Genomic DNA, 17528 nt, shown 5'->3' with positions numbered 1-17528 from the left:
GTTTTTTAAAAATTGACACTAATTATAGATTCCCAACCAGGGTTTTGTATCACATCAGACTCCGGTCCAAGCTCCGTACCTGGTATAGGCCACGCGTATCTAAAATCGTCAGACTCTAACACAAGTGAGCGTCCTCCAATGACACCTCTATCAAAAGTTAGATTAAGCCTTTTCATTTCAAGCCATCTCATACCATTTTCCTGAAAAAACTCTATTCTACGTTGTCTCAAAATCTCAGTCAATAAGACCTCTGGTTCTCCAGGAATCACAGGGATATCACCCGTATATCGTGCATTTAGGAAATCCTGTAAAACCCCACTAGCATCTGCTATACCTTGTCTAGCCATTGCTTCAGCCTTAATTAAATACAAATCAGCAAGTCTAAAGGGTACAATGACGCCTCTGTTCTGTCTATTCGCCCCAGCAAGTGAATACTTGTCCATAGTAAACAAATCTCCTCCTGAAAGCGGCCTCAAATACACCTCAGTACGAATATCATTTGGAGCAAAGAGCACATGAACATCAGCCGGTAGCGGCCTAATAGCAAAATTAGAGTTCCCTTGACCATTGGCATTAACAAAATAACCTGCCGACCGGAAAGCCATCCCTGTAAGGTTACCTATTTTAGCAACTCTCCAACTGAATTGATCATCTTGATATGCAGTAACATTATTAAGATTAAACATCTTCTTTAAATTATCTGGATCTGAAGAAAGCACCTTCCCATCTATGGCCATATCTGCATATATGATAGCATTACCCCAATCACTTGCTTCAGCTCCCCCAGATAAAGCCTTGAAGTGATATATACTAGCCATCATTGAATAAATATGCTCTTTGTTATAGGCAAAGTTCCACTCCTCATTAGGTGGTGTTTCTTCAAGTAATTCTAAGGCTTCATTTAAATCTGACAGTATTTGATTATAAGATTCTAATTGGGTAGCTCTTGCCAACCTAGCTTCACTTGGGTCCTCATAATAATGCATACTTAAAACTATACCAAGGTCATTATTCTTATAGGGAGCAAAATACCTTAAAGTATTATAGTAAGTCCATGCCCTCCAAACCAGAGCTTCTCCTTTTACATAATTAGCAACATCAAAAAATTCTTCAACATCAATGCCTTCTGGAATTTCGGAATCATTTACAGTATCAATAATATAATTAAGAGGCCCAGTAAAAATGTAATTTTTATTCCACGTTGATACAGTAGACTGGCTTAGCCAGTTCATATATGTATCGGCAAAGTTTGTTATTAAGCCCGTATTATTATCAATAATTTGACTCTGTTTAATACTAACCTCTCCACTATAAATATTAGTCACTCTGGACACATCAAAGCCTGGCAATTTGATTGCAGGATTCTCACCAAATGCAGGGTTCTTTAACCACCTCATATAACTTCCCAAAATGGCTTTGTAATCATCTACTGTTTTTACAATAGCTATGTTTCTAGGTTTTTGATCTAAAAAACTTGAACACGACCCCAACACAGAAACGATCAGGGTTATCACGAATATATTTAATATTTTTTTCATCTAATTTTTCTTTTAAAAGCCAAGTGATAATCTCATATTAATTCTTTTTCCCGTAGGATATCTAAAGCTACCTCCCGTAGCCACATCTAGCCCTCTAAACTTTGTAAAAGTTAAAAGGTTGGAACCTGTTATAGAAATTCTAATGTCATCTACATCCAATTTTTTAAGTATGTCATCTGGCAACCTATAGGATACAATTAGAGAACGCATACGCAAATAATCTCCTGATGTATAATCTGCTGTGGTATGAAATCTAGAATAAGTATCTGTAAAAGCCCCTTGAGCAAATCCCGGAATATCTGTTATATCATTCGTATTTCTCCAACGGTATAGATACCTTTTTTCCCTATTCACATTAGAAACCTGTAAATCCTGACTCTTAATATTTAAATTAGTTCCTCCTGATTCAGTTGTTTTTGGCGCATTCTTTTTGCTGTCCCATCTTCTTATAATGTGTCCCATTTTAAAAGACCAAGCTGTACGTAAACTCCATCTTTTATACCTTAAAGTTGTAGAAAATCCACCAATCCACTTCGGGTTCCTTCTTCCCAAATACTTTAAAGATTTGTTTTTAATATTCCTTAAAAGCTCTAAGGTCTCTCCGGAAGCATCACTAAAACCACTAGCATTAAACAGGTCTGGCCTTACGGCAATAGCATCAGGTATACCTTTTGTAGATGACACATACCCATGCTCTACAGCCGCTAACTGTTGGTTTTCAGTAAGTGTATCCCAAAAATCAAGCAGTTTAGCATATTCAAGTTTTCCTAAATTGGACATTGCTATCATAGGGTAACCAGATTTTGGGTGCACCCCTGCAAATTCCCATCCGTAAATGGAACCTGTTTCTTCTCCAATTATATTTAATTGCCCCCCGTTAAAAGCGCCTTGAAAGTCTCCTGAGACAATATCTTGGTAGGAATTTAAAGTACGTAAGGATTTTTCTATGAAGTTTTTATTTCTTGCAAAGTTTACAGAGGTATAAAAGCTTAAATCTTTTTTATTAACCCATCTTACACCTGCATTTAATTCATACCCTTCATTTCTAACAATTCCTCCATTAAACTTTACCTGCTCTCTTCCAAAAGAATTTTGAACCTCCAAATTTGTAAGAATGTCAACCGTTCTGTTTCTATAAAGATTAGCCCCTAAAGTGATTGCACTTTCAAAGAATGACAAATCGGCTCCAAGATTAAAGGATCTTTTCTTTGACCAACGAACCGACCTATTTGGAAAATTAAAATTTTCCGCAACTCGCTCTTGGTTGAATGTATTTGGACTATAAGATATTGTGGAAAAAGGATATGCCGTACGATCTATATTTCCGGTATACCCAAATGATCCTCTAAGAGCAAAATAATTAATAAAAGGAACTGCTTCTTGCCAAAATGCTTCTTTAGACACATTCCACCTTCCTCCAATAGACCACAATGGCGTAAACTGATTATTATCTCCAATAACGCTAGCACCATCAAATCTAGCTGATCCAGAAAGCACATATTTATTTTTATAACTATAACGCATCGTACTTAAAAAAGACGCTGTTCTGTTTCTTCCTTCACTATTATCAAAAGTATTACCTATAGCATTTCTAAATTGATCATATGTAAGTTCAGGATCTTGTTCTTCAAAAAACGGCACACCAATATTACCATAAACATAATCATATATAGGTGAGGTATAACTAAAGTTATTAGTGATATTAGAATTAGCTTCAGATGCCACTAATACGCTCATAAAATGATCTCCAAAATTACGATTGTATTCTAATTGATTTCTCATACTCCATTGTTGACTTTTACCGGCACTCTCATTAAGCTGTCCATTGTCAAATTCAAATGGGATAATCTTATTTTCGTACGCTATCCTACCAAAATCCTCAAGTCTTCTTGATGTGGCTGTCCCAGCATGTACAGCTCTTGAACCTATTCTATAGCCATATGCATATCTAAACATACTTGTAAACCTCAGTCCCTTGAGAAGATTATACCTAAAGCTTAGTGTTAAGTTTAAATCTTGTCCATTGTTCTTCGATTTTGTGTTAGATAACTCTCTTAAAATATTGAAATCATGTTCTCTTAAACCAGTATCACTAGGCGTGAGATGTGTATAATTGTTACCCAAATAAGTTAAATCTGGGGCATAACTTCCATCGTCATTATAAGGTCTTTCATAGGGGTTTGCAAAAACTGCATAATTGAACGGATCAACACCAACCATAGCATGATTTTTATTTTCTCTAAAATTTCCGCTCAAGGCAAACCCGATATCCATTTTATTATTGGGTCTAAATTCCAAATTAGTCCTAACTCCTAAATTAGTTCCTTTATTTGATAATAAAATCCCTTCTTGTAATGAATAACTAATAGAATTATAATAACTTAATTTTTCTGTACCTCCACGAATTCCAAAATTATGAGACTGGGAATATGAAGGCCTGAAAATATGATCAAACCAATTCGTATTAATTCCTGATAGCCTATTTATTTCTGCATCATACTCTTCTTTACTAATAGTACCATTTGCCCATTTCTCATACATTCTTCCTGATCTCCCGGCATTCTTATAAACCAAAGCTCCATAATCTTCAAGTATGCTTCGCTCATAGGCCAATTTCTCACTTGAATTCATAAAATTCAAATCTACTGTTGGCTTTACATTATAAGTGAAATTAGAACTATACGAGAATTTTGTTTCAGACCTATACCCTTTTTTAGTTGTAATTACAATAACACCATTTGCAGCTCTTGCTCCATATTGGGCCGCCGCAGCTGCATCTTTTAATATAGTAATAGAGGCAATATCTTCCGGAGCTATATTACCAACACCATCTTCCATAATGGTTCCCGCAAAATCACCACCGTAACTACTCGCTCTTGGCACACCTCCTGTCATTGGAAGTCCATCTAAAATCCATAAAGGCTCTGTATTACCGTCTAAGCTGTTTTCTCCTCTAATAGTAATTTGGGCTCTTACCCCAACTTCTCCAGATTGTAAAGTACTATTAAGACCTGCCACCTGTCCATCCAATGCATCATCGATATTAATTATTCCTAAATCTTCAAGGTCTTTTGATTTAACCACTTGAACAGATCCTGTAAACCTTTCTTGCTTTATATCTTGCATTCCCGTAGATATTACCACGGCATTCAAATTTTCTGCAGACTCTTTCAAAACTATATTAATCTCAGTCTGCCCAGTAAAATTTATAAACTTATCTGTCATCCCCAAGTAAGTAAACTTAAGCACTCCCTTTTTGGCAGGTACAGCAATTATATATTTACCATTCTCATCAGTTACAGCACCTAGTTTTTTTCCTTCTTTAGTTTCTTGATATATAACAGCAACGCCTTCCAAAGGAATGCTACTTTCATCAACAATTGTTCCTCTTACTATATATCTTTCCTGCTGTTTTACTTCAGGAACTTCTTTAGACACCAGAACAATATTGTTCTTTATTTTAAATTTATAACCACTCCCTTTGAGGCAAATTTTCATTATGTCTGAAATATTAAGATCCTTAGCATTTACATGGCCGACCTTAATATTCTCTATGTTCTTATCTGTATAGGCAAAATCGAAATCTGCTTTATCTTTAATTAACTTAAAGACCTCTTTCAATGTTAGATTTTTAAAATTAAAATCTAAGCTCTGATAATTAGAGGCATAATTAACTCCACTATTAAAGCAAATCGCAAATATTAGAGTTATTCTTGCTATTGTAATAAATATATTTTTCAATGGATTTGTTCTTAAATAATTCTGATTCATTATTTATCTTATTTTGATTGGTAATGGACTAGCTGGGTATTTAATATCTATTTCTATTACCGCTCTGGTTGGTGTAGTATAAGCCCAAGGGACAGAAGGTGCTGGTTTATAAGGAATAACAACCTTATTAATTCTAATAGCTCCTTTAAGTCCATTTCCCGTGAAAAAAGTAACGATCTTAGGAAAGGTAACCGTTTCTAGGTCTATCCAACTCTCATCATCTTCTACTGTGAAGTTAAAATCTGTAGCTTCGTTTAAATTATCGAAATCCGCCTCTGTAAAAGTTGTATTATTGTCTACCTTTGTATGAATAGGCAGTGTATAAGTTAGATTACTTTGCCCTCCACCAAATTGTAGCCATGCTCTTATATCCATCGGGCTTGTAAATCGAATATTATTCCGCCCGTCATGCCTATCATAAATGAGCATTAAATCTGTTTGTTTTTTTTCAACCGGACTATCTGCATTAGCGGCCCAAGCTGTTAGAGCGCTCCCCTTAGATGTTTTAAATAAACCAGGAGTAGAACTATCCCATCCCTTAATAGGGCCTCTTCCATAAAAGTAAGCATAGGTAGTATCTAATATAGCAGATATTTGAACGCCTTCTAATTCCCTTATTGTAGTTGGTAATCGATAATCAAAAGAACCTTCTAACTCGCCAACATATTTACCTTTTACAACACTTCCAGAACTCGTAAGGCAATCCCACTCTATAATATAGCCTCCCCCATTGCTTACAATACTCATAGTTCCTTCTGCTATGGAATTAGCGACTACAGGATCATTATCAACCCCGTCCGGAACAAAATCATAATACGTAGACGAGTTTGCATCAAAAGTTCCCATTTCCTTACTATCAGAAAACTTGTATTCTCCCTCCTTCAGTTGGTCATAACTATCACTATATAAACGAAAAGTTATGGCAGGGCCTCTCCCCAAAGTTTTCCCCACATCATAGCTATGATGTATATCTTTGCCATATAATGAAACAGCAAAAGCACTAGTTGTCACTGGGTCACTATCTGCTTCAACACCAAATATGGTATCTTTAATTAATTCTTCTTCATATATATATTCATTTATAACCATTATCTCTTTATGTTTCACCGAGAAACTATTGTCCAATTGAAAAATGGCACCTCCTTCCAGTTCAAAATCCAATCCATGAATTGACAACAATCTTTCTTTGTCAACATTAGGATTAATTAATCCTTCATCTTTATCCTCACAGGATAAGAATGTAAGAAGAGAGAGCATCACAATCATGAGTGGCCTCCATTTTTTTTTCTTCATTTTTGTTTGTTTTTAGTTAGTTAATATTTAGGTATAGTTATGCCCATTTCCTGAGCTTGGTTTAAATTTTAATAAATGATAGGTGGTTTTATTTATTTGATACTGATATCACAGCCCCATTCTTACTGAACTTCACCCCTCCTACTTCTTCAATAGATTCAAGCATTATTTCCAAATCATACGCTCTACTTATATCCAAGGTGAATAGCATATTTTTAATTCGTTTATTCTTGTATTCAAAAGAAACATCGTACCAACGCGCAATTCCATTCAATACTTCTTCTAGCCTTTCATTATCATAGACAAACTTATTATCCATCCAAGCAATGTCATTATGATTATTTAATCTATCTACATAAAGATTATTATCCCCTTTAACAAACCTTCCAACATCCATTGGTTTTAACACTACTCTAGATTCCTCTCCATTCCTTTCTACCAGTTCAACTTCTCCTTCCACTAAGAAAGTCTCTATAGTATCCTCCTCTTTATAGGACTTAATATTAAAACTAGTTCCCAAAACTTTAACTGTAACACCATCAGATAAATGAACCATAAACGGTCTTTTTCTATCTTTTGCCACATCACAAAATATCTCTCCCTCTTCTAACCAAATCTCTCTAGTCTTTGAAGAAAACCTTACAGGGTATTTAAGCTTCGATTTTGTGTTTAGAATAATTTGCGAACCATCAATAAGTTGCAGGCCAAAGCCCCCCCCCGCAAGTGATTGTAATGTATTATAGGACAACTTATCATCAGCAGACTTCTTTTTAACCTTATCATAAGCTATGAAATTATTACTTACTTTAGCTTTGACATTAAGGTCACTTATTAGGGTATCTATATGATTACCAAACGCCACTTCTGTCCCGTCGTTAAGTGATAGTATTGCTTTGCCTGAAGCTACAACTCTAACCTCTTTTTTTGACAAAGCTTGATTGGTAAAATAAAAATAGGCTAGAGAAGATCCAAGAATCATAAATGAAGCGGCAATAGCTATTTTAGTCTTCCAATACTGATTTTGTATTGGGTACTTTTTATTGAACTTATTCCAAGCACTCTTGGAACTTAATCTTTTATACAAAAAGAAATGAAAAATTTTTTCCCTTTCAAACCTTTCAAGCAGGTTTTTATTTTCTTCCTTTTCCAGCCAAATGGAAAATTCTTTTTCCTCTTCTGGAGACAATGTTTCAAACTTGTTCCTGAAAATTAAAAAAGCAACTTTATGACAAACTTCAATTAAACTCATATTTCGGATGGTTTATTATTAAAACCCATGAAAGTATAAAAGGAATGACAAATAATATATTTTTTATTTTTTATCTGTTTAAAAACAAGATTATGAACAACATTAACCAGACTCATTTTCTTTCAAGAACCTTTAACATCAAAAAAAACGTTGAATAGTCACTGCTTTCCTAAATCAATTATTTTTCAAGCCATTTATTTTAAGTTTCCATTTGGATTGCCCTACCGAAGTATTGAATAGCTCATTACCCCCCATTCAAAAGAAGGGGCTTTAAACCCTCTAAGGAAATTGAGTACAATATGAATAAGCGTAAAAACAAATACTAATAGTTGGAGATTAAGTGAAATCTATATTAAAGTTTTTGATAAAGACAGGTTCTTATATAAAATTATAGACAAACAAGGAAGCCTACCTTCCGGTAGACAGGTACTATTTTGAACTTGCAACAAAAAACGAATTTTCTGTATATTTATCAAGAAATTGTGCAACAAGCAGAATGTATAAAAATAATACTTAGCTTCAACCCTAAATCAAAATGTTAGTGTATATTTGGTCATCCCGATTGTTAAACGGCAAATCTTCGAATACAAAACCACACCACCCTCATATCAAACCGTTGTTAGACATTATGACGAACTAAATGCAGATTAACGGAAAAACCAAAGTATACGGAATATTAGGAGATCCTATCCATCAGGTAACTACCCCTGAATTGATGAACTCCATTTTTGATAACAAAAAAGAAAATAAAGTTCTTTTACCATTTCATGTTGACAAGCATGGGTTAAAATCAACTATAAATGGATTAAAAAGCATTCAGAACTTTAAAGGTGCTGTAATTACAATGCCTCATAAAATAGAAATAGTGAAATATTTGGATGAGGTTTCTAATGAGGTTAAGAGAGCTGGGGCCTGTAATGTCATAAAAAGAACCCATAAAGGCTTACTAAAAGGAGATCTATTAGATGGAAAAGGATTTATTGAAGGTTTAAGGCAACACAACCATTCTATCAAATCAAAAAACATCTTTTTACTTGGTGCTGGAGGAGCAGCTTCCGGAATAGCACATGCATTATGCGAAATTGGGATAAATAAACTAACCATTTATAATCGCTCAAAGCCTAAAGCTTTACTATTAATACAAAGCTTGAAAGCGATACATTCAAATATTGAAATAGACTATAACAATCAAATTTTACAGGATACAGATGTATTAATTAACGCTACTTCTGTAGGGATGAATGAGAATGATCAACCACTGTTATCACTTTCGAACCTCGACTCCAATACTCTGGTAGCAGAAATAATCATCAGCCCTGCTATGACCTGTACATTAAAAAGAGCTATTGAAAAAAAATGTAAAATTCATTATGGAATTGCAATGTTAGAAGGACAAATAAAACTAATGAATGAATTTATGGACGAAGAATAATTATAGTTCTCGATTTATATAAAAACAAAAATCAACCGATGCCTGAAATAGTTAAAGCGTTAACAAAACATGAGAAAAGAGTTGAGAAAGAAATATTAGATTCCTTTCCCAAAGAAAAAATATGTGCTTACTTTCTTTCGAAAAATTTAAGAAGCATATACCAGTTTGATGATGAATTTATTGATGACTGGTATCAACAATTATTTGACACTCAACCTCACAAAAATGAAAGTAAAAGAGCCAAATTAGCATTAGAATATACAAGAATGTTACTTATTGATAAACAATATAATAACCATATGAAATATTGGATAAGGCAACTTCAATCAGGAATTTTAGAGGAGATGAATAAATTTTTTGCCGGAGAACCAGGGAAGTAAAATACGTCACAACAATGAAAGGTCTTATAACAGATATAAAATCAACAATTGAAATAAGCAATACCGATTTGGAAAACATAATTGCTCGATTTCATTCCAAAACGTTTAGCAAGTCAGACATGATTCCTTCTTTTGGAAAAACAGCAAATCATATTCAATTTATACAACAAGGGCTTATTCGTGTTTATACAATCGACAATCAAGCAAAAGATGTAACACTACAGATTGGTATTGAAAATATGTGGGTAAATAACCTGTATAGTTATATTACCCGAACACCTAGTGAATATTATATAGAAGTATTAGAACCTACAATCCTATTACAACTGCACCGGGATGATTTAGAAGATCTTTTTAAAGAAGTACCTCCAATGGAACGCTATTTTAGATTAAAAAGGGAACAGTCTTATATCAGATTACATAACCGAACACTTCATCAACGCAACCATTCGGCAGAAGAACGCTATATAAAATTTAGAAATACGTATGGATATATTGAGAATCGTGTTCCTCAATATATCATTGCTTCATACCTCAACTTAAGTCCAGAGCATTTAAGTAAAATCAGAAATCATTTGGCCAAAAAGGAGTTTCTTAACTCAGATTAAGAAGTATGGTTTAAATTATCTTTATTTTCGCCTCATTGAAAATAAAGAAATTTGTTTGGTTTACATCAATATCTTCCAATTTTGATGTAATATACCCCAATCCTCCAAAACATATTTATTTAAAACCACCAAAGAGTTAATCATGAATAATATAAAAGAGCATTTCAATTCGGAATCAAAAGAATATGACGAAATCATTTTGAAATTAATACCTTATTATAAAGAAATGGTTAAAGCTCTTGTTGATTCTATTCCTTACAATACGGATTCAAAAATTAAAATAATTGACCTTGGTTGTGGTACAGGTACAATAAGCGAGTTAATTTCAAAGAAATTCCCAAATGCACAAATCATTTGTTTAGATATTGCTAAAAAAATGATAGAAATGGCAAAACTTAAACTATCCAGTTATAACAATATTGAGTATGTAGTTGGCGATTTTTACCAAATGAGCAATATTAGTAATGAATTTGATGTTGTTGTATCTTCTTTGGCTTTGCATCATTTAGAGACAGATAGCGATAAAATTAACTTCTATCAAACTATTTACAATAATTTAAAATCAGGTGGCGTTTTTTTTAACGCAGATGTTGTACTTGGAAGTAATGATTACCTTCAAAACAAAAATATGTCACGGTGGATTGAGTTCATGAATAAATCAGTATCGCTTAAAGAAATTCAAGATAAATGGATTCCTACTTACAAATCAGAAGACAGACCTACACAACTTATCAAACAACTTAAATGGCTTGAAAAAATTGGCTTTCAATCTGTGGATATCATTTGGAAGTATTATAACTTCAGTGTATACGGTGGATCCAAACACTAAAACCATAACTTAAATGAATTGATCTTTATCATAATAACTTTATTATTAAGTCTTTAATATTTAATGCCATTTCTTAATTCAGATTAAGGAAATTGGTTTAATAGCTCCTGACTTTTGTATTATGAAAAGTCAGAAAATTGGTTTTATTGAATTTATCACATCTGTTGCATTATTAATGGCTTTGGTTTCTATTACCATTAATATGCTTTTACCTGCTTTTCATAATATTACAACAGACTTTCAATTAAAGGACAGCAACCAAATACAACTAATTATCTCTTTACTTTATTTAGGCTTAGGGATTAGTCAACTATTCTATGGTTCATTATCAGATAGTATTGGACGAAAACAAACTCTTTATATTGGTTTAGCTCTGTTTATTTTAGGGTGTATTATCTCCTATCAATCAAACAATTTAAATACATTATTAGCAGGGCAAATACTCCAGGGGTTTGGTTTAGGATCACCAAGAGTAATGAGCATGGCTATTGTTAGAGATAAATTTGAAGGAAATGAAATGGCAAGAGCCATGTCTTTTGTAATGGTTATTTATGTTCTTAGTCCAACAATATCGCCCATCTTAGGTAAATCAATACTAATGGTTTCAAATTGGAGAATTCTATTTGTTGTATATATTTTTTTTGCCATTATTGTCTTTCTATTATTTAAAAAGAGGATGCCAGAAACATTAACTCAAGAAAAACAAAAGCGATTCACCTTAAAACATATAATTACAGCGACTAAAGAAGTGTTTCAAAATAAAATATCCATGAGCTATATTTTTATCCTTGGATTATATTCAGGTGTATTTATCACCTATCTTAACTTATCTCAATCTATTTTCGAATTCCAATATCACCTGGAAGAACAATACCCTTATTATTTTGCATTCTTAGCTCTTAGCATTGGTTTAGCCTCATTCGTCAATGGAAAATTAGTCCATCAATTAGGGATGAAAAGGCTAACCAAAACTGCTATCTTAAATAGTGTAATTGTAGTTATCCCAATTTTGATTATTAGCTATTTGGTTATTCCTCTATTTTGGGTATTTGTAGTTTTTATGTTTGCTCAACTTTTCGGTTACGGTTTATTAATAGGTAATTTAAGTGCCTTAGCTATGCAACCCTTGGGACATATTGCCGGATTAGGAGCATCAATCATTGGAGCAGTATCTACTCTTATTTCTGTTCCATTATCAATTTTTATTGGAAATTTCTATAATGATTCTGTCTTACCCATAGTTATAGGGTTTTTAGCAGTAGGAACAACTTCAATACTAATATTTAACTTTGCAAATAATACAAAAAATGGAGAATACAATAATCAATAACTTATTCGAACTATGGAGACAGGCAAGTTCTCATAGTCAATTTTTGCATAATACTGCAGCATACAACTTTGCAAAATCAAATAATAATTCTTGGCCTAGTAAAGTTTTTGAGCTAAAGGAATCACTAGTAAACTTACAGGAACTATACTCCAATATAAAAAAAGGAACACTTCCAAATTCTATTTCCATTCTTGAAAACGAGGCGCTGGAAGCTAGGCTTTTAGAACATAAATTTATACTAAAATCTACTGTAAAGGGAATGTACTTGGATTTACAGAAAAAGGACAAGCCACAAAATGACTTTTCTTCTATCGAAAAAATTGACACGAATTCAAAAGTCATCGCGTTTGCTCAAATTGCCTCCATCTCTTTTAACTATGAAATACTTTCATCTACCATCATTTCATTAATTAATTCTTCTCAATTACAGCTATTTATTGGGAAATACAATGGCAAACCTGTAAGTTGTGGAATGATTTTACTAGACCAAAATAGAATCTCAGGTTTACACATGATTGGAACTATTCCGGAATATAGAGGGCTTGGTTTAGGAAAAGTAATGACACAAAGATTATTGTTTGAAGCCCATGAAAATGAGAGCAAGCAAGCAGTATTGGTAGCATCTGAATCAGGTGAGCGTATTTATTCTAAATTGGGGTTTATAACTCAAGGGAATCTTAAAAGTTATTCAATAAATAAGTAGATCTTTCTAATTTTATTATACGACTCCCTAAAAAGAAATAAATCGAATTAATATTATAAAACCAGTCATTTAATAAATACCTACTCCCAAATAGACTCTAATTATGTTAAAGTTTAAATCCAAAGGCTAATTAGGAGTCAGTAGGTTTTTGATAATCTCTTATCCCATTTAAACACTATACTATTACGCTTTTTGGTTGTTCTCTCTGATTACACTTTTTGATTACCAAATCAAAACAAAACCCTGTAAATTAATAATTTACAGGGTTTTGTGATTTTATTATCTTTGATTTATGCTAATTTATATTCTTATAGGTACTTTTCTGACTATTTATTTTATTAATAAAGCCAACACAAAGCATAAAAGAAAAATTAAGAAAAAAAGGTTAAATATAAAACGCCGTTTTGAACGTGATTAGCACCTCTCCTTTTTATTTCTTTTTCTGTATTAACTGATCGTAGGAGCTTTTTATCAAACCTTTTTGTTTATAATATTTCTGTTTACTTCTCATTATTTCTAAATTGATACCTAACAAAAATATTCTTTCATCTTTATGTCCAACCTAATATGGTAATTCCACTGTAATGTTCCCCATAAAGCTGCATTATATTTATAAAAATTCTTCAATTTTACTTTTTAAGGCTTCTCCAAATAGATTTTTCCCTACAATAATGCCTTTATTGGTAATAAGAACATTTGCAGGAATCCCTCTAACAGCATATAAACTAGCAGAAGGGCAATTCCAGCCTTTTAGATTAGATCCGTTTATCCATGAAAAATTTTCCTTTTCTATAGCTTTTTTCCACTTTATCTTGTCATCATCATATGATACTGCAAACATTTCGAGCCCATGATCATTATATTGGTTATAAACTTCTTTTAACTCCGGAATAACCATACGACAGGGACCACACCATGATGCCCAAAAATCAACAAATACTAACTTATTTTTTTTAACTACATCTGATAGTTTTATGGTCTCCCCTTCTGTACCTAACACTGAAAAATCAAGAAATTTATTACCTATTGATGACAAACGGGTATTGGTAATTGATATTCCTAATTTTCTTCCATGATTGCTTTTTTTAACCTCATCAGTAAAAGTTTGATAAATAGAGTCTAATTGATTTAGGTCCAAATAATTTCTAACGTAGGTATTCAGCACATATGGAGCATATGGCACATTATTATGCTCTCTAACAAAATTTTTAGCATGTGCAACTTTTATATTGATTCTAAAAGCCTTCAACTCATCATTGGCATTTTGCTTATCCTCTTCTGAAACATTTTTATCTTTCCATATTTCTCGCAATTTTATTACTCTTTCTCTTTCTTCTCTTTCAATAGATGTCATCCTTTTGGTAAAGGATTCAATTAAAGGTTGAAATGCGCCACCTTCAATTTTAGACTTGGAAATAGTGTCTGATAATGTAATTGTATAGTTTGAGTTTTCAAGACAGAATCGCTTAAGCCCTTTTTTTTCTTCTAATGAAATAGCATACATATCAGGAATATTAACCATTCCTGAAAATTCGAATGTATTGTTTCTTATGGTTGTACTATCAATTTTTTTGAATTTATAACCTTCTTGTTTCTTTAGGTAAACCACACCTTTGATGGAACTATTAACAATTCCTTGTATTTCGTATTTAGGTTTTTCGGGCTTACATCCTAAAAAAAGTATTGACAGCCCAAATGATATAATTAAATTTTTCATAAATTTTAATAAATTAAGAGAAAGTAATCTTTTAGAATTTACATAGAAACTTAAAAGATTCCTTCTTAAGACTAACTTCAAAATAATATCCTTAGTTTTTAGAGGTTTTCATAGCCTGGATTTTGCTCCATTGGCTCGTTAAACTCTACTTCTGCATTTGGTATTGGCCAAATAAGCTGATTTACAGATGTCACTTCTGATTTAAGTCCAAAAACCAAAGACTCTCCATTTGTATCCTTAAGTCTAATGGCAGCAAACCATTCTTCGCCTTTTTCAAACCCAATTTCTTTAGCAATTTCATTATAAATCGTTAAACTTAAATCGTTATCAGATATAGAAGAAGCATCCAATGTTGTTTCACCAGCTCGTGCTCTAAGTACATTTATAGCATCAATGGCTTTCTCTTTTTCTCCTAAACGGGCACGAGCTTCGGCTTGTATTAAAAGCATTTGGCTAGTACGCATATAAAACATAACGCCTTTATCTCCTCCAAAAGCCATTTTAGGAACCGTTAAAATTCCATTAATCTCTTCCTTATATAGAGGCGCTCTCAAGTCAGCTCCTAGTAAAGTTTCGAATGCTTCAGATATAGATATGACCCCTCCAAAAATATTTAGCATACTGTCTACATTTCGACTAGCTATGCTAGCTAATCTATCATCTACAGCTCTTGTGAAAAGTAATTCAGGAGAATCAAAACCTGTATTAAAAATTTCAGCGTAAGTTCCCGCCATAATCCTACTAGAATCATCAAGTACTTGTTGGGCAATTGTAATAGCTTCTTGTAGATCAGCATTGGTCCCTCTCATTAATAAAACTTCTGCTTTATATGCCTTAGCCAATAGTTTAGAAGGTCTATACGGTGAAGAAAAATCAGGGCCATTTGTAATAACAAAATCCAAATCCTCTAATAACAATGCATAAGTATCTGCAACGGTTTGTCGAGCTTGATTTGCGTTTGATAAATCTGAAGTCGCTCTTCGCATTAAGCCTCCATAAGTTATCTTTTAGTTGACATAATAACAATAAGCCCATAATTATCTATATTAGCATCAACGAAAGTTAATTTGACATATTTAAAGTAAAAGTAAGGTTCACAAATCGTCAACATGATTTGTGAGATTTAACAAATAGTATACTGGTACTGGGGTACAAGCTTTAGGTTCGAACCCCAGCCCGGTCACTGGAGTATCAAATAAAGGTAAAACCTCTTAAATCTAATGATTTTGGAGGTTTTTTTCGTTTTAAATGGCCTTATTTGATACGTTTTATAACTTTAAAAATGTTACGAGTTCGCAAATCGTCAACACTCTAACTAAATCGTCAACATTTTCATTTTTTTTGAACTCACTAAAGAGCATTAATCTAACCTAACACACACTATATATAGCAAAGCACTGATTTTAAACACATTAAAAAAATAAAATCGAGGGCCTGGGTTCTCCCCCTGGCGGGCTCTGAACCTTGCAACCCAATGTCCATAATTTTCTTTTATATCAAGGTTTAACCAACACATTTACATCAATTAATAATAATAGCGCAACACCAATTAATAAAAATAACACGAATTTAAAGTGTGGTGGTCCCGGAAATAAATGAGTAACATTTGTTTTTATCATCCTTAAAAGTGAAAAGAACTAAATTCAAATTCAATAACATTATTTACTTTATTACAATTTTTTAGAAAAACACCCTTTACTTTGTTACAAAAAAAGAATACATTTGTATTTACTTTATAACAAATTATTATTTTGACCTTAAAAAGACACCTTACCGAACAGTTAGATAAATGGAAAAATAAATCTAACCGAAAGCCCTTAATTATTCGAGGAGCAAGACAAGTTGGCAAAACGACTTTGGTCAATGAGTTTGCAAAAACTTATAAACATCGGCTATATCTGAATCTTGAAAAAAAATCGGATAGCTTGTACTTTGAGCAAACAGATAATGTAAAAACCATTATTGAGGCTCTGTTTATATCTAATAATATTACTTCTAATGATATTAATCACACCTTACTTTTTATTGATGAAATACAAGAGCAACCAAAAGCAATTCAACTCTTACGATATTTTTATGAAGAAGCTCCGGAACTTCATGTTATAGCCGCTGGTTCCCTACTTGAATTTGCACTCAAAGATGTTAAAAGTTTCCCAGTGGGTAGGGTAGAATATTTATTCTTATACCCTTTTAATTTTATAGAATATTTGGAAGCCATTGGTCATCATGCCGGGTTAGAGCAATTAAAAAACATACCCATAAAACCTGTGGCTCATAAAACTTTGCTTGAATTATTTAATCAATATACTATCATTGGCGGAATGCCAGAAGCGGTAGGTCTATTTATCAAGGATAAAAGTGTTGCAGATTTGTCCTCCATATATGAGAGTATTTGGAGTTCCTATATTAGTGATTCAGAAAAGTATGCAACTAACAGCACTGCAAAAAACGTAATTAAGCATATTATGTCCACTGCTGCTTATGCTGTTGATGAACGCATAAAATTTCAGAATTTTGGCAATTCTAATTATCGATCACGAGAAGTTGGTGAAGCTATGAGAAATTTACATCAAGCTAAAATCATTCAACTTATTTATCCAACTACTGCTACTGAACCGCCTATAGTTCCAGATCTAAAAAAATCACCTAGATTGCAATTTTTAGATACGGGTATTCTT

The 17528-nt window shown here is 32.8% G+C and carries 13 protein-coding genes; 7 read left to right on the top strand and 6 right to left on the bottom strand.

The window, feature by feature from the left end; translation table 11 throughout:
• Positions 1–5: 5 nt before the first annotated feature.
• From VOI54_RS17520 to VOI54_RS17505, 4 genes are all read right to left on the bottom strand, one after another.
• Positions 6–1538 (bottom strand): RagB/SusD family nutrient uptake outer membrane protein, encoded by a 1533-nt coding sequence (locus VOI54_RS17520; protein WP_326284581.1) that lies wholly within the window; start codon positions 1536–1538, stop codon positions 6–8.
• Positions 1539–1550: 12 nt separating this feature from the next.
• On the bottom strand, positions 1551–5159 hold the full coding sequence (locus tag VOI54_RS17515; RefSeq protein WP_326284580.1) for a SusC/RagA family TonB-linked outer membrane protein: 3609 nt from the start codon (positions 5157–5159) through the stop codon (positions 1551–1553).
• A 153-nt stretch (positions 5160–5312) separates the two neighbouring features.
• Positions 5313–6602 carry a hypothetical protein gene (locus VOI54_RS17510; RefSeq protein ID WP_326284578.1) on the bottom strand — a complete coding sequence of 430 codons (1290 nt, stop codon included), beginning with the start codon at positions 6600–6602 and terminating at the stop codon, positions 5313–5315.
• 88 nt (positions 6603–6690) lie between these two features.
• Positions 6691–7851: a FecR family protein gene (locus VOI54_RS17505; protein ID WP_326284576.1), complete on the bottom strand. Its 1161-nt coding sequence runs from the start codon at positions 7849–7851 to the stop codon at positions 6691–6693.
• A gap of 640 nt (positions 7852–8491) precedes the next feature.
• Here VOI54_RS17505 and VOI54_RS17500 point away from each other — a divergent pair.
• From VOI54_RS17500 to VOI54_RS17475, 6 genes are all read left to right on the top strand, one after another.
• Positions 8492–9283 carry a shikimate dehydrogenase family protein gene (locus tag VOI54_RS17500; protein WP_326284575.1) on the top strand — a complete coding sequence of 264 codons (792 nt, stop codon included), beginning with the start codon at positions 8492–8494 and terminating at the stop codon, positions 9281–9283.
• Positions 9284–9321: 38 nt separating this feature from the next.
• Positions 9322–9663: a hypothetical protein gene (locus VOI54_RS17495; protein ID WP_326284573.1), complete on the top strand. Its 342-nt coding sequence runs from the start codon at positions 9322–9324 to the stop codon at positions 9661–9663.
• A 14-nt stretch (positions 9664–9677) separates the two neighbouring features.
• On the top strand, positions 9678–10271 hold the full coding sequence (locus tag VOI54_RS17490; RefSeq protein WP_326284571.1) for a Crp/Fnr family transcriptional regulator: 594 nt from the start codon (positions 9678–9680) through the stop codon (positions 10269–10271).
• Between the two features lie 142 nt (positions 10272–10413).
• Positions 10414–11100: a class I SAM-dependent methyltransferase gene (locus tag VOI54_RS17485; protein WP_326284569.1), complete on the top strand. Its 687-nt coding sequence runs from the start codon at positions 10414–10416 to the stop codon at positions 11098–11100.
• A gap of 121 nt (positions 11101–11221) precedes the next feature.
• Positions 11222–12430 carry a multidrug effflux MFS transporter gene (locus VOI54_RS17480; protein ID WP_326284567.1) on the top strand — a complete coding sequence of 403 codons (1209 nt, stop codon included), beginning with the start codon at positions 11222–11224 and terminating at the stop codon, positions 12428–12430.
• Positions 12408–13133 carry a GNAT family N-acetyltransferase gene (locus VOI54_RS17475; protein ID WP_326284565.1) on the top strand — a complete coding sequence of 242 codons (726 nt, stop codon included), beginning with the start codon at positions 12408–12410 and terminating at the stop codon, positions 13131–13133. Before VOI54_RS17480 ends, VOI54_RS17475 begins: the two co-directional genes overlap by 23 nt.
• A gap of 610 nt (positions 13134–13743) precedes the next feature.
• On the opposite strand, the gene VOI54_RS17470 is transcribed toward VOI54_RS17475, so the two are convergent.
• Both VOI54_RS17470 and VOI54_RS17465 read right to left on the bottom strand, forming a co-directional pair.
• Positions 13744–14850 carry a redoxin domain-containing protein gene (locus VOI54_RS17470; protein WP_326284564.1) on the bottom strand — a complete coding sequence of 369 codons (1107 nt, stop codon included), beginning with the start codon at positions 14848–14850 and terminating at the stop codon, positions 13744–13746.
• 98 nt (positions 14851–14948) lie between these two features.
• Positions 14949–15836, bottom strand: coding sequence for a RagB/SusD family nutrient uptake outer membrane protein (locus VOI54_RS17465; RefSeq protein WP_326284562.1), 888 nt, complete (start codon positions 15834–15836; stop codon positions 14949–14951).
• Positions 15837–16601: 765 nt separating this feature from the next.
• On the opposite strand from VOI54_RS17465, the gene VOI54_RS17460 reads away from it, so the two are divergent.
• A partial coding sequence (locus tag VOI54_RS17460) for an ATP-binding protein (protein ID WP_326284560.1) occupies positions 16602–17528 on the top strand: 927 nt, incomplete at its 3' end.

The organism is Alterotamlana spongicola (genome assembly GCF_035818475.1).
Classification (GTDB): domain Bacteria; phylum Bacteroidota; class Bacteroidia; order Flavobacteriales; family Flavobacteriaceae; genus Cognatitamlana.
This window is presented reverse-complemented; position numbering and strand designations above follow the sequence as displayed.